Annotated in this window: 13 protein-coding genes; 6 read left to right on the top strand and 7 right to left on the bottom strand. The window is 36.8% G+C overall.

Annotated elements, in window-relative coordinates; all coding sequences use genetic code 11:
• Nucleotides 1-218: 218 nt before the first annotated feature.
• A complete protein-coding gene (locus ACIQ1H_RS06220; RefSeq protein WP_402887339.1) occupies nucleotides 219-632 on the bottom strand; it encodes a hypothetical protein in 414 nt (137 codons plus the stop codon).
• A 76-nt stretch (nucleotides 633-708) separates the two neighbouring features.
• Here ACIQ1H_RS06220 and ACIQ1H_RS06215 point away from each other — a divergent pair, with 76 nt between their 5' ends.
• The 3 genes from ACIQ1H_RS06215 (at nucleotide 709) to ACIQ1H_RS06205 (ending at nucleotide 4,034) form a co-directional block, all read left to right on the top strand.
• The gene (locus ACIQ1H_RS06215; RefSeq protein WP_402887337.1) at nucleotides 709-2,199 is read left to right on the top strand and encodes a circularly permuted type 2 ATP-grasp protein; all 1,491 of its coding nucleotides are present in this window, start codon (nucleotides 709-711) and stop codon (nucleotides 2,197-2,199) included.
• On the top strand, nucleotides 2,153-3,118 hold the full coding sequence (locus ACIQ1H_RS06210; RefSeq protein WP_402887335.1) for an alpha-E domain-containing protein: 966 nt from the start codon (nucleotides 2,153-2,155) through the stop codon (nucleotides 3,116-3,118). Before ACIQ1H_RS06215 ends, ACIQ1H_RS06210 begins: the two co-directional genes overlap by 47 nt.
• Nucleotides 3,119-3,179: 61 nt before the next feature.
• Entirely contained in the window at nucleotides 3,180-4,034 is an 855-nt protein-coding gene (locus ACIQ1H_RS06205) for a transglutaminase family protein (RefSeq protein WP_337981196.1), read from the top strand.
• A 44-nt stretch (nucleotides 4,035-4,078) separates the two neighbouring features.
• Here ACIQ1H_RS06205 and ACIQ1H_RS06200 read toward each other — a convergent pair whose 3' ends face one another.
• Complete coding sequence (locus ACIQ1H_RS06200; protein ID WP_402887333.1) at nucleotides 4,079-4,954, bottom strand: tyrosine-type recombinase/integrase; 876 nt, start codon at nucleotides 4,952-4,954, stop codon at nucleotides 4,079-4,081.
• A 357-nt stretch (nucleotides 4,955-5,311) separates the two neighbouring features.
• Between ACIQ1H_RS06200 and ACIQ1H_RS06195 the strand changes: the two genes are divergently transcribed.
• On the top strand, nucleotides 5,312-6,106 hold the full coding sequence (locus ACIQ1H_RS06195) for an enoyl-CoA hydratase/isomerase family protein (RefSeq protein ID WP_402887331.1): 795 nt from the start codon (nucleotides 5,312-5,314) through the stop codon (nucleotides 6,104-6,106).
• Nucleotides 6,107-6,153: 47 nt separating this feature from the next.
• Here the strand turns inward: ACIQ1H_RS06195 and ACIQ1H_RS06190 are convergent, their stop codons facing one another.
• Nucleotides 6,154-6,966: a hypothetical protein gene (locus ACIQ1H_RS06190; RefSeq protein ID WP_172771525.1), complete on the bottom strand. Its 813-nt coding sequence runs from the start codon at nucleotides 6,964-6,966 to the stop codon at nucleotides 6,154-6,156.
• 245 nt (nucleotides 6,967-7,211) lie between these two features.
• Here ACIQ1H_RS06190 and ACIQ1H_RS06185 point away from each other — a divergent pair, with 245 nt between their 5' ends.
• Complete coding sequence (locus ACIQ1H_RS06185) at nucleotides 7,212-8,375, top strand: aminotransferase class I/II-fold pyridoxal phosphate-dependent enzyme (protein ID WP_402887329.1); 1,164 nt, start codon at nucleotides 7,212-7,214, stop codon at nucleotides 8,373-8,375.
• Nucleotides 8,376-8,474: 99 nt separating this feature from the next.
• Here ACIQ1H_RS06185 and ACIQ1H_RS06180 read toward each other — a convergent pair whose 3' ends face one another.
• Together ACIQ1H_RS06180 and ACIQ1H_RS06175 are read right to left on the bottom strand one after the other, a co-directional pair.
• The gene (locus ACIQ1H_RS06180) at nucleotides 8,475-9,674 is read right to left on the bottom strand and encodes an AI-2E family transporter (protein WP_172771527.1); all 1,200 of its coding nucleotides are present in this window, start codon (nucleotides 9,672-9,674) and stop codon (nucleotides 8,475-8,477) included.
• Between the two features lie 73 nt (nucleotides 9,675-9,747).
• Nucleotides 9,748-10,698 (bottom strand): LCP family protein, encoded by a 951-nt coding sequence (locus ACIQ1H_RS06175; protein WP_172771528.1) that lies wholly within the window; start codon nucleotides 10,696-10,698, stop codon nucleotides 9,748-9,750.
• 172 nt (nucleotides 10,699-10,870) lie between these two features.
• Here ACIQ1H_RS06175 and msrA point away from each other — a divergent pair, with 172 nt between their 5' ends.
• Nucleotides 10,871-11,392, top strand: a complete 522-nt coding sequence (gene msrA, locus ACIQ1H_RS06170; RefSeq protein WP_402887326.1) for a peptide-methionine (S)-S-oxide reductase MsrA — start codon at nucleotides 10,871-10,873, stop codon at nucleotides 11,390-11,392.
• A gap of 74 nt (nucleotides 11,393-11,466) precedes the next feature.
• Here msrA and recQ read toward each other — a convergent pair whose 3' ends face one another.
• Nucleotides 11,467-13,245, bottom strand: a complete 1,779-nt coding sequence (recQ, locus tag ACIQ1H_RS06165) for a DNA helicase RecQ (protein WP_402887324.1) — start codon at nucleotides 13,243-13,245, stop codon at nucleotides 11,467-11,469.
• Nucleotides 13,246-13,253: 8 nt separating this feature from the next.
• Entirely contained in the window at nucleotides 13,254-14,357 is a 1,104-nt protein-coding gene (locus ACIQ1H_RS06160; RefSeq protein WP_402887322.1) for a TcaA NTF2-like domain-containing protein, read from the bottom strand.
• Between the last annotated feature and the right edge of the window lie 413 nt (nucleotides 14,358-14,770).

The raw sequence follows: 14,770 nt of genomic DNA, 5'->3' as shown, positions 1-14,770 counted from the left end.
AATCAAAACACAAGGAAATCTATTGACTAGAGAAAAAGATTTACCCTCTTCATATTTTTTCCATTAGCTTTCGTTTTTTATGCATAATCTGCTCGCCAAATGAATATTAAACTCTAGTATACTACTATGCGCTGAGACGAATCGAAATTGTGAAGGCTGGGTAATGGTACAAGTCGATTCGTCTCACAACGCGCGTGGAATTATTTGGATAATTGTAATTATTTAGCGAAAATGCTGTATGTACCATCTATTTGCTTCGTTAGCTTCCAATTAATAGATAACATGTTTTGAATTTTCGAAATAATTTCTTCGTCGCAAGATAAATTTTTAATTCCTGTATCTTCTACGTCAAAATTCTTTGTTGCTTCTAATTCAAAACGAAGATGTAGTAAACGCTGAATGCCTGGTAATGTTACATATTTAATTCGATAATTACCGTGAAAGGCATCAAGAAAAGTTTGTTCCCCTTCTTTATAAAGTGCCAATGTTTCATTAAATTCATATTTTGGTTCGAAATTACGCCATGATGACACATCCCCAGTTCGTAATGTCTGTAATATCTCCTCGTCAGTTAAATCTAGTTTTGATAGTTTGTCTAATTCATAAGCTTGCATTAAGTTAATGTTTGTCATTTTTACTAGCTCCTTTTATGTATTCCTTATTAGTGTAACACGTTTTTTCTACTACTTAAATTCGGAGGCGGTTCACATGATGAAATTGTATAATTCAGGTTCTTTTTTTGATGAAATGTTAGATGGTGATCAGCCGAAACCACATTATCGCTCATTCTATCGTAAACTTAGTGCTTTTTCCGAAGAACAGCTAGAAGAGAAATATCAGCAAGCACAATCAAGCTTTCTTAGACAAGGTATAACATTTACAGTATATGGTGCACAGGGTGGGACGGAGCGGACGATGCCATTTGATTTTGTACCGATTATTATTCCGCATGAGCAATGGAACTTAATTGAAACAGGAATGAAACAACGAGTAAAAGCCTTAAATTGTTTTTTACAGGATGTTTATAATAAACAGCTAATTGTTAAAGATGGGATTATTCCTAGAAATCTTATCGAACAAAATCCATTTTATTATCCAGAAATGCTTGGTGTACAAGTGCCTATAAATAATCATATTTTTTTAGCTGGCATCGATCTCATTCGCGATGAGAATGGTGTATACCGTGTACTGGAAGATAATTTACGGAATCCTTCAGGCATTTCATATGTTTTTCAAAACCGTTATGTAATGAAGGAAGTATATCCTGAGTTTTTTTCAAAACATACAATCCAATCGCTTGAAAAACAAATGGCCATTATGAAAAAAGCTCTCCTCTCGCATCGACCACCTGCTTTACAAGCACACGGTGAACCAAAAGCAGTACTTTTAACAGCAGGAATGTATAACTCTGCTTATTACGACCATGTTTTTTTAGCACAACAACTTAATATTCAGCTTGTGGAAGGACGGGATTTAATCGTTCAAGATTTTAAAGTATATATGAAGACGATTTACGGTCTTGAGCAAATTGATATTATCTATCGACGCATCGATGATGACTTCTTAGACCCTACTGTCTTTCGAGAAGATTCTTTACTAGGAGTGCCCCATTTAATTGAGGCTTATAAGGCGGGAAATATCGCAATTTTGAATGCAGTTGGCAATGGTGTTGCGGATGATAAAGCGATGTATGCGTATGTGCCAGATATGATTCGATATTATTTACATGAGGAGCCAATTATTGAAAATGTGACGACGTATCATTTAGATGATGAAAGACAGCGCGCATGGGTTCTTGACCACTTACATGAATTAGTCATCAAAAATGTTAGTGCTTCAGGTGGCTACGATATGCTAATTGGACCACATGCAAGTACAGAGGAAATCGCAAGCTTTTATGAAAAAATAGTAAAGCATCCTAAACAATACATTGCCCAACCGACAATTCAATTATCTCGTGCACCAGCCTATCAGCATGGCAAATTTTATCCTTGTCATGTCGATTTACGTGTTTATGTTATGAATGGTGTTGATATTTTTGTGCTTCCAGGAGGATTATCGCGTGTTGCACTGCAAGAAGGATCATTAATCGTCAATTCATCGCAAGGTGGCGGCGCTAAAGATACGTGGATACTAAAGGAGGAATTACAGCATGCTAAGTCGAGTAGCAGACGCACTATATTGGATGGCAAGATATAGTGAACGAACAGAAACGAATGCTCATATATTACAAGTACAGCTGTTGAATATGCTGGAGCAATCAGGTAAAGAAAATGAATATCTCGATCACTGGGAAGCCATCTTAGATATTTGTGCATCAAAAGAAGAGTTTATATCAAGCTATGAGGTCATTCGTGTCAATCCTCTTATTGAATACCTTTTATTTTCGGAAAACAATAGCAATGCTTTACATGCAACATTAAGAGCAATTCGAGAAAATGCACGCATTACACGAGATAGTATCCCTATTGAGCTTTGGGAATTACACAATGCTTTTTATTTATATATGCAGCAAGAGATTACTGTACGTGAACGGCCTTTTCCGTTAATTTCTTTAAACTATTTTTTACACAATGTTCGGAAGACATCCTTAACGGTTACGGGCTTAATTGAGGGCTCTATGGAACGGGATTTACCTTTTTATTTTATGCAAGTTGGTAAATGGCTTGAACGGGTAGAGAAAATGATTCGAATGATATTAATTATGCTAGAGCAACAAAAACTAATGGCGAGCAATTTACAAGAGGCAGACGGAACGTTTTTACTTGATTTAGCGAAAGCGACAGAGCCCTACCTTCGCAAGCATCATCAAACATATTTGACACATGTTATTCAATATTTATTGCATGATGAGCATTTTCCACGCTCTGTAATTGTTTGCCTTAAAAAACTGGAAGAGGCATTTATGCACATCGAAGAAGACCATCTAACTGCTAGATTTTTAGCACTTAATACGCCATTAAGAGCTTTGTTAACTGCCATTAACAATATCGACTTATCGACAACTTCCTTAGAGGAAGCAATATTTTCAATGGAGGAAAGATTGTGTCAATGTATTGATTTTGGTCATACATTTTCTACAATTTATCATTTATATGAACCCAGCCTACAATCTTGAAAGGAACAATTCACAGCTCCTTTTCAACACGCAAGTCAGTAATCAAAAGGAAGCGGATACAATGAAATTTGAAATTCAACATACAAATATTTTTCAATATGAATCTGAAGTCGATCAAAGCCTGAATACTATCCGCCTAAAGCCTCGGAGTGATGAGCGTCAGCGTTTGCTATCCTATCGAATTGCTATTTCACCTTCCTCGTTGACGCGTGAGCATGCGGATATTTGGGGCAATACAGTCGGGACATTTTATATTCCTGAGCAACATCAAGAGCTAGAAATAGAAACTACGTCTATCGTCAGTATTCAACGAGCCCCATTTATTCATCGGATTCAATATTCACCTGAAATGCAGACGATTTTCCATTCTCAACTATTTTATGAACATTATTTGCCCTATTTAAAGTCGACAAGCTTTACCTACATGACGGATGCACAAATAGAAGAAGTTTTTCATGCCATCGGTCATGCAGAAAATCCAGTATTATTTTCACTTAATTTAATGCAATATTTATATTCGACATTTGAATATGATCCAACAGCGACCAATGTCACGACGACTGCAAGCCAGGCATTTGATTTAAAACGTGGTGTTTGTCAGGACTTTACCCATGTCATGTTAGCGATTTTACGTGCTAAAGGAATCCCTGCTCGTTATGTAAGTGGCTATTTATATGTTGATGAAAATTCAGCTTTAATTGGTGATATCGCAACACATGCCTGGGTTGAAGTAATGATACCTGGTATCGGGTGGATTGGCTTAGACCCTACAAATAATGTGGAAGTATTAGAAAATCACATTATTTTATGCATTGGTCGAGACTACACAGATATTAGTCCCGTCGAAGGTGTCTATTCTGGTGGCAAACATAATTTGACGGTCAAAGTAAATGTAAAAGCTTTAACACATTTTTAATAGAGCGTGCAGTAAATCATGTGAGAACATCTTTTACTGCACATTTATTTAAATCTTTCTCCACGCTCCGTTAGCACCCATTTTCGAACATAGCCCATGTTTTGTTGAATCGTTTCAATTGTTTTTTCACTTTGTAAAGCCTTTTGGAGTACAGTATAACGGACATCCGTCGCTCGTACATTCGTGCCAATATCTTTAGATATCGTTTGAAATATCCGCTCTATTGTTTTCGTTGTAATCGGTTTTGTTTGACTAGCCTCACTAACCCAAAGCCATTCGCCCATTTTTTTCTCATGCAATTCCTCTGTTGCCCCTTTATACTGCAGCAACATTTCCATTAACACATTTGAAAGCTTCATTTCTCTTTTTCCATTTCGATTGGCAATAGACATATGTAAATTATCCGAGGAGAGATGTGTCCATTTCATGCGAACAAGTTCTGCTGGCTTACAACCTGTCTCGATAAACATTTGCACAATACAACCATTTCTTCGTGCAAGCCAAGCATGCTCTTGTGTTTTCGCATATTGAAAATATGTTGGCCATACATCTACAATGCTCATTAATTGCTCTTTCGTAAGCAACTTTAATGTGTCCTTACCTCTCTTTTTAGGCTGTAAAATACTTTCATAATCGAATGGTTCTACCCATTCTCGCAAAAAAATAAAGTCTATAAAACTACGAAGTGAAGCGATTTTATGATTGAATGTATTTACATTTGGATAGTGCTCCTTTAAATAATTACTATATATAAATATTAATTCTTTGAATTGGCTGTCTACATTTTCAATATTTTGCTCACTTGCAAATGCTAAAAATTGCTGTCCATCTATATTGTATTGCTTTTTAGTAGCTGCACTTTTCTTTAAAGAATCTAAAAGCAATAAATAGCTTTGCCATGCTTCCTTTAATTTCACCATTTTGCTCCCTCCTTATTAGATTGGGCGTAAGATAGTTCTATTTTATAATATATAGAGGGCGTATAGCTAAGTTTTTTTCATAAACAATAGTGTCGGATAATCTGTTACAAAGGAATAAATGACCGCTTCTCGATTGGAAATGTCTCTTAGTTAAAAAGAAACAAATGTTCCTATAATAGTTTCTCATATGTTTTGCTTTATTACAATAGCAATCTTCTGTTGTAGTACAATCGCTTGAATATGCTTGTAATTTTGTATAACAGGCTAAAAATACATGAAAATTCGTATTATTTAGTGTTTCCCCTTCTTTGTGTTATATAATATAAGTACTATCTTAATGTAGGGGGCTTTTCAATTATGCAAGTAAGAACGACTCGTCTTGAGGCTGAGGATGCCAAAATTATTTATCAGGAAACGGCAGGGCTTGCGATTATCACTATTCACAGACCGCAGGCGAAAAATGCGTTAACAGCAAATATGTGGGATCAATTAGCTAACATCGCCCTAAAAGTGTTAGATAATCCGAAAAATAAAGTGCTAATTTTACGTGGTTCTGGTGAAAACTTTACTGCTGGTTCTGATATTAAAGAATTTAACGCCATTTCACTTGAAAAAGCTGAGGAAGCATTTTTACATATGGAAAAAACGATTTCAACGATAGAACGTTTACCAATTCCTACTATAGGTGTTATTAATGGTCCTGCGATGGGCGCTGGCTTAGAGCTGGCTTTAGCTTGTGATATTCGTATCGGCTCTGAAAAAACGAAATTAGGCATTCCAGTAGGTAAATTAGGCATCACATTAAATAACAAATTCGCTCAACGCCTTGTCCAACTTGTCGGCCCTTCTACAACGAAGGATTTAGTATTTACTGGTCGTATGTTTAAAGCTGAGGAAGCATTTAAACTTGGCATGCTCAACTACTTAGTTGCTGAAAAGGACATAAATAAATATATGATTCGAATGGGTAAGCTTGTTGCTGGTATGTCACCAGAATCATTACTAGCTGTAAAACAATCTGTACAAGAATGTATCGATAGTGTACCAGCACTTTGGAAAGGCTCTACACCATTTGTAGGCAGCGATTTTACAGAAGGCTGTCGCGCCTTTGTCGAAAAACGTCAACCACAATTTACTCGCCCATCAAAATAAAAATACAGGTACTCTTCTCGCCTTTTTGCGTATGGAGTACCTTTATTTTATTTGCGTTTATGCATCGCGGGATGAACATAAAGATTAATGACATCTAGTTCATAGCCAAAATGCTGAAGGAACGAACGTTGTACTTCTTCTTGCAATAGATAGAGTCGTCTTGGTAATAAATAATCAATTGGCATTTTTAATTGCAATGATATAGTTGCCTTAGCCTGTTCTCCAAGACTAAATTGGATATGCTCAACCTTCTGCACGATATCTTGCTCGTTACAGCAATACGTAAGTAACTGTACATATACCTGTTTTTCAATTTCAATATATTCTTGTTGGAAATCAGGTCGAACGATTGTTGTTTCACCGATTTTTTCACGCTTAGGAGTGAAAATCTCTTTCCCCTTTTGAATTAGTCGTTTAAAGAAATTTTGCTCGACTTGGCGATACGGTATCGGCATAACATGCTTACCTTGTGTCTGGCGAATAAATTTCGCTTTTTGAATTTCTTTTTGCGAGCGAATATCTTCAACATAATAATACGTTTCAATAGGTCCTAGCTGTAAACGCGCAGCAATATTTTTCGTCATTTTATCTGACGTGCCAATGAGTAAAATAGATTGTACATTGTATGTATCGAGCGCTTTTATAACTTCCTCACGATGAGTTTCCTCTGTGAAAATTGCACGTCGTACAGCTGTTATCGTATTTTTTTCAAATTTTGCGGATATGCCCGCTACTTTTACACCATTGACGATAAGTAAACCATCATCGATAATCGCTTCTACACCGATTTTATGTGCAAAAACAAGAGCGCTAGTACTTTTCCCTGTTCCACTCGGTCCACTTAACGAACATACCTTCATCAATACAACCACCTTCCTCGTTTCATAATAGCAGAATTAACACTTTTATTTGCTAATATAAACAAGATACGATCATGTACACAAGTTTTTCTCATATTAGCTTAAATATTTACGCTAGCCTAAGCAAGCATCTTCTCCATTAATAGAATATATTCTTTTTTCAGAATAACTTTCCCTTTCTGTGCTTTAGTATGTTAAAATGTGAACTACTATTCTGTTATAGAACTATAAGGAGTGTACTAGTTTTGAAAATCGTACCATCAAAAAAAATGTCTTTATTTACACCAGCAATTTTTGGAGATTTAAAGAGCTTTGCAAAGCAACAACAAGAAAAAGGAATGTCTTTGATTGATTTAAGCTTAGGTAGCCCAGACCTTCCACCACATGCGAAAATTCGCGAGCATTTATCGTATCGAGCTAGCTTAGAAGAATCATATGGCTATACGTTAAGTGGCACACAACGTTTTTACGCTGCAGTGAGCCGTTACTATAAACGCCGTAGTAATGTTGATTTGGATCCTGCAAGTGAAATTATTCAAACAATAGGCTCTCAAGAAGGATTAGTCCACTTGCCTATCGCATTTTGTGATCCAGGAGACATCGTACTGTCAACAAACCCAGCGTACGTTGCTTATGATGCGGGCATTCATCTAGCAGGTGCAACACCTTACTATATGCCTCAAACAGCCGAAAACGATTATTTACCAGATTTAGATGCAGTGCCAGAAGAGATTGCCCAAAAAGCAAAACTACTTATTTTAAATCTCCCTGGGAATCCAGTACCTGCGATGCCTTCTCTTGCTTATTTCGAAAAGGTCATTGCTTTTGCTAAAAAATATAACGTAATTGTGCTACATGATGCAGCATATTCAGAGTTTTATTTTACTGGTGAAGGTCCAATTAGCTTTTTAGCAACACCAGGCGCAAAAGAAGTAGGGATGGAAATTAATTCGCTATCAAAAAGCTTCAGCTTAGCTGGAACACGCATTGCCTATATTGCTGGTAATGCCGAAATGATTGCTATATTAAAGCAACTAAAATCAAATTTAGACTTCGGTATTTTTGAACCAATTCAAGATGCTGCAGTTGTTGCATTAGATAATGCAGAAGAAATTACTGCAAACTTGCGTGCCACTTTCTCAGCGCGTCATAAAACATTAATGAACGGCTTACATGACTTAGGTTGGGATGCAGCCCCTTCAGATGGTGGTATGTTCGTTTGGGCAAAATATCCATACGATATTGACTGTACTGAATTGGCATTTAAGCTAATCGAGCAAATCGGTGTTGTGACAGTACCAGGAACAGTTTTTGGAACAGCAGGACAAGGTTATTTGCGCCTAGCACTTGTGCAGCCAAAGGATGTATTGCAAGAAGCAGTAGATCGTTTGAAAAACGTTTCAATTTAATATTAATTCAAAAAGCATGTGATACGGGGTTCTCCCCTTTCACATGCTTTTTTTTTACTAAAAACACAGCTACCGCATCCACGCAGTAGCTGTGTTTTGTTACACATCATATTTTTGGACTTCTTCATCCTCATAGCGATTGTATCGTCTCTTAAATAACTTAAATAAATGAGTTACTAAAACTTTAAAAATCGCATAGCCTGGAATCCCTAAAATAACACCTGGTACACCAAATAGCGAACCTGCTGTTAGTAATACGAAAATGATGGATACTGGGTGGATGCTCAATGATTTCCCCATTATTTGAGGAGAAATAAACTTCCCTTCAATCAACTGTACAACTGTCCAAACGATGGCTAGTTTTACAAGCATAAATGGCGAATTTACAAGCGCGATAATGGCTGCTGGTGTAATAGCGATTACTGGTCCTAAGTATGGAACGACACTAGTAATCATCGCAAGGAAGCCAAGTAGCAATGCATATTTCATGCCGATAATTAAGAAGCCAATTGTCACCATTGCACCGATACACATTGAAACTAAAATTTGCCCTTGTATGTAAGAACTAATTTGCTTGTCCATATCGTGTAAAACATCATGTAAACCGTCGCGCATGCGCGGAGGGCAAATTTTCATGACAAATCTCGGTAGTTTTTCTCCATCTTTCAGTAAATAAAATAAAATAAACGGTACTGTAACGAGCGACAATATAATACCCGTTAACGTTGATAGAAATCCTGTTATACCTGTAGCAACACCTTGGGCTAAATTTGCCGCAGTATCTTTTACTGTTTCGATAATATCTGTCGTGAAATTCATCACAACTTTTTCATAGTTAAAATCCATATTGGCTAAATACTCATTTACGCGTGAGTTATTCAAGTATTCCACAATATTTTGAGTTAGTGCCATAAAATACACAGGGAATTCTTGTGCTAAATTCGTAAATTGATCCCGTAAAAAAGGATAAACGAGCACGACGAGTAACGTAATGACGCCAATGACACCGATATATAAAATTAAGATGCCCCATGCTCTTGGGATACGCCATTTTTCAAGTATTCCTAATAATGGTCGTAATAAATAATATCCTATTACGGCAAGCACCCCTGGTAAAATAACAACTTCGAATAATACTTGTAGCGGGGTAAATATGAAGGAAACTTTTCCAAACATAAAAATCACACATGCGAGTAATAATAAAATAATTAACGTAAATAATAAATTTTTACCACCTAAAAAGCGGATAAACTTCGTCGAAAAAAAGTTTGAATGCTCTCTTGGTCTTTGTTCTTTCATATTCACACCCCAATCCAAATGCTCACCAACGCTCACCTATATTTTACAGGATAATGTTGGCTTTTGCGAAACATCACTCTAAGGAAATCCCTAAAAATTTACTTAAAAACTCTTTATTTTTCTGTTCATCAATAACAATTGCTGACCCTGCATGGCTAAAGTTTTGGAAATCATAGCTGCCTTCAATTGGTACTGTCGCTTTCTCTATTGATATTTTCCCTTTAGACACCATTTTTAAAACTTGTTGTATTTCACCTGCAGACGAATAATCAGTTGTCACATAGCCTTGGGCTGCACCGACGAATTTTGGTAAGTTCAATACATTTTGGGGTGCTACTATTTCATTTTTTAATGCTTCAATTACTTTTTGCTGGCGTGCTACACGACCAAAGTCACCTTCCGCATCATGACGGAACCGCGCATAGCCTAATAATTCTTGACCATTAAGGTTATGTGTACCTTTAGTTAGCGTAACGCCAATTTTTTCAGACATATCTTTTTCTACATCTATTTCCACACCATTCGGTGCTAAAATATCAACAAGTGATTCAAAATTTTTAAAATCTACAAGTGCATAATGATGAATTGGTAATCCAAACATATTACTTAATGTATCTTTTAACAGTTGAACGCCACCTAAATAGTAAGCGGTATTTAGTTTATAGGATTGGTAACCAGGAATGTCTGCATAAATATCTCGCATAAATGAAACAAGCTTGATATCATTGTTTTTCTTATTCCAAGATAATACCATCATTGTATCTGTTCGTGATTTTTCTTCACCACGTGTATCAATTCCTAGTAATAAATAGTTTTCAATATCACCATTTATTTGATCTCCATTAAAATCTTCTTGTGCTACCTTTGTGTCAGTTGCTAATTGTAAACCACTGCGATATTGCATAATGCTATATCCTGCAATTACAATGACGCAGAGTAATAAGAACGTAAACAATGCTCTCCCTTTACGCAATCGACGTTTTTTCGGTCGTTGCGAGCGTCTTGTATACTCTTGCTCTTCCATATCAATATAACTCCTCTATTTTTTTATAGTTAATGTAACGATTGCTAGTAAGGAAAGTTTCATTTTTCTTTCTAACTTCATCCACATCTCTCTATTCGTTATTTTACACCCTATTTGCCAGTTATGAGTAAAATAATGCTATAATATTTTCACGAAAGAAAGGATGATGAACATGATTGAAAAAGCGACATTTGCAGGTGGCTGTTTTTGGTGTATGGTAAAGCCATTTGTTGAGTGGGACGGTATACATAAAGTCACATCTGGCTATATGGGTGGCCATTTAGAAAATCCAACATACGAAGATGTTAAAAAGGGCGACTCAGGTCATTTAGAAGTTGTAGAAATCGAATTTGATTCTTCGATATTTAGCTACGAACAATTACTAGATATTTATTGGATGCAAATTGATCCAACAGATGCCTATGGTCAATTTCACGACAGAGGTGAATCCTACTCCACAGCAATTTTCACTTATTCTGAAGAACAAAAAAGAATTGCTGAGGCATCGAAAGAAAAACTTGCAAACAGTGGGCGCTTCGATAAACCTATTGTAACCATTATTCGTGATGCTCAACACTTTTATCCTGCAGAAGATTACCATCAAGATTATTATAAAAAGGAATCAGAGCATTATAAGCAAGATCGCGAAATTTCAGGGCGAGATGAATTTATTGCTGACCATTGGAAGAAATAAGCATCTATGTAACGGTACAGTTTCCCTTTACAACAAAAAATCCATTGTGTTTTTCACACAATGGATTTTTACATTTAATCGTTTATTTTAGAAGTAAGGGTAAATGACTGCATTGCCTCAAAGAAACGCTTACCATATTTCTCAAATTTCACTTCACCGATACCGCCTATTTGTCTAAGTCCTTCGAGTTCTAAAGGCTTTTTATCACATAGCTCACGCAATGTTTTATCAGAGAACACAACAAATGGTGGCACCTTTTCTTCATCCGCAATCTCTTTACGTAATAATCGTAAGTGTTCAAATAGTGGGTCATTTTCTGCAAGTACTCGAACAGTAATCGCTTCTTTTCGCATAACTATTCGACTGCCTAACAGTACGGACTTTCCTTCCTCTGAAACATAAATCGTTGGGAATGTCCCGTGCTTCACTGCTAGTAATCCTTCCGCAATTAAAAACTCTATAAAATTTGAAACCTCTTTTGAAGATTGACCTTTTAAAATGCCGTATGTTGATAGTTTGGAAAACCCAAATTCAAGAACTTTTTGGTTTTTAGAGCCAATTAATACTTGTGCTACCATCGTTTTACCGAATTTTTGCCCCATCCGTACGACACAAGCTAAAACCTTTTGTGCATCTACTGTGACATCCTTTACTTCACGGCTATCATTACAATTACTGCATCGATTACACGGTTCGTCGGCTTCTTCTCCAAAATACGTTAAGATTGCATTTTGAAGGCAACCTTCTGTATGACAATAATCAACCATTGTTTGTAATTTCTCTAATTCCTGTGCAATACGTGTTTCATCACGTGTTTGCTCAATTAAAAATCGTTGTGTTTGTACATCTCCTGAAGCATAAAGCAATATACAAGCACTTGGCAGTCCATCTCGTCCTGCACGCCCCGCTTCTTGATAGTAGCTCTCCATATTGCGCGGCATTTGATAATGGATAACGAAGCGCACATTACTTTTATCTATACCCATACCGAACGCATTCGTCGCAATCATAATACGTGCCTCATCCTTTAAAAAACGTTCCTGCTCAGACACGCGCATATCCTCTGATAGCCCTGCATGATATTTGGCTACCGACACACCTGCACGTGCGAGAACTTCATACAAACCGTCGACTGATTTACGTGTCGCAGCGTAAATAATACCTACTTCACTTTTATTTTTTTCAATATAATTTTTTATATATCGTTCTTTATTTTCACCGATCAATACTGTAAAAGCTAAGTTTTCACGTTCAAAGCCAGTAATAAGTGTTGCCTCTTCATCAATCGTTAATAATTGACGAATATCCTCGCAAACGGCAGGTGTCGCAGTAGCCGTTAATGCGAGAACAGTTGGTTTTTGTGGCCATAGTGTAAACAATTTTTGAATCGCACGATAACTTGGTCTAAAATCATGTCCCCATTGTGAGATACAGTGCGCCTCATCGACCGCTAACAATGGTACGTATAATTGTGATAACGCCTGTAAAAAGGTTGCACTTTCTAATCTTTCAGGGGCAATATATAAAAGCTTTAAATAGCCTGCACTCGCTAGCTGCATTGTTTCATCTACTTCTTGAGACGATAGCGTACTATTAATATAGGCTGCAGGTATATTGGCTGCTCGCAATGATTCTACCTGATCCTGCATGAGTGATATTAACGGTGAGATAACAATCGTTAAGCCATCAAGCATTAGTGCAGGGATTTGATAACAAATTGATTTTCCTCCACCTGTTGGCATGACACATAGGCTCGACTGTCCACTTAACGTTTGCTCTATAATTTGGGCTTGTCCGTTGCGAAACGAATCGTACCCAAAGTGGTGCTGTAGCATTTGTCTTGCTTGCTCCATATTATTTCTCACTCCTCTGCTGTTAGACGAATTAACTTATACTCGCCTTGAGCATTTTTAAAAATTTCATATGTCATGATGGAATTGGCCAGTGCCTCCTGGCCCGCTGAATTAGTCAGCACATATTCTGTTTTTGCACGCACAACAATATTTTGTCCAACTTTCTCTATACGTTTAATAGTCGTATTAGAAAAATGAATTTTTGCTTGCTTAGACGCATAATAGGCAACCATGTCATCAAGCGTGCTCTGTAAATCCTCTGCTCCTGTAACAGTCTTCATTACGCTTGCATCATTAATCGCAACAGCTGCTTTTAGATGCTCATGGAAGGTATCAATAAATATTTTTACCTCGTCCTCATTATACGCAAAAACATCCTTACCATATTTTTCGATAGCTTGTTGCACTGCTTCTTTGTCTCCGTTTTCACTATACGTAGATAGATTTTTTGATTGAGACAAACGATCTTTTGCCTTCATGCCGTCTGTAATCCATTCATCAAGTAACTGTACTATATCTTGCAATGGCAATATGTATGGTTGTGAAACACCTTGTTGCTGTCGATTAAAATAAATGCCCACGATTTGACCTTTCTCTGCCTCCATTACAGGGCTACCAGGTGGTAATGCTTCCTCTCCATCTATATAATACGCAGCTACCTTGTCATTATATTTTTTGATTGTATGTGGCAAGCCATCGACATACACGGCTAGGTTATCCAAATTCCCATTATAAACTGTTGGAACGTTGACCGTAGCGTTATACTTCACTTGTAGTACCGCTATATTATAGGCTGTCGACATATAACGTACTTCAGCTTCTACAAGCTTATCGTTACTAAATTGCACAAGTGCTGTTGGCTTTGAGGATACGAGTGCTCCATTCGTTACAATATAGAGCATCTTTGGCTCTTTTTTCACGATAATGCCCGCACCAATACCGTTCTCTCCTACAACCTTTACCTCTGGAACAAGCTTTTCCTCCTGCTTCTCCACAGGCTTTTCCGATTTCACTTCAGCCTTTTCCTTGTTAAACATTTCTGCAACGGACTGATCACCACAGCCTGTTAATAGGAAGGTTGCCGCTCCAACAATTAGCATTTTGTTTCGCATACATTCACCAGTACTTTCTTTCTCATCTTCTTTCCTTTCTATCATAAACAAGGTTTTGATTCGTTTCAAGTTTACATAATAATATTATTATATTATCTTATCCATTATAGACACTAACGATTAAAAAAGAGTAAAAATTATCAATAATTAATAGCAACAACTTACTACGTATTTCTTGATTAAAGTAATAATTATAGTAAAAATTTAGTAAACTGATGATTTTCTTTCCAGACACTCCCTTTCCACATGAACGGCTTCAACTTATTTTTGAGGCTTGCGCTTCAAAAATGGAATTTCAGCTCGTGCTGTTCCTGCCGGAGCGACTTCCACTCCTATCAACTAGTAAAGGCTTTTTATTATTCACATATATATGGGAATATAACAAGGCAAGCCCAACCATGAAAAGTGTGTTA

The organism is Lysinibacillus sp. NPDC097279 (assembly GCF_044761745.1).
Classification (GTDB): domain Bacteria; phylum Bacillota; class Bacilli; order Bacillales_A; family Planococcaceae; genus Lysinibacillus.
This window is presented reverse-complemented; position numbering and strand designations above follow the sequence as displayed.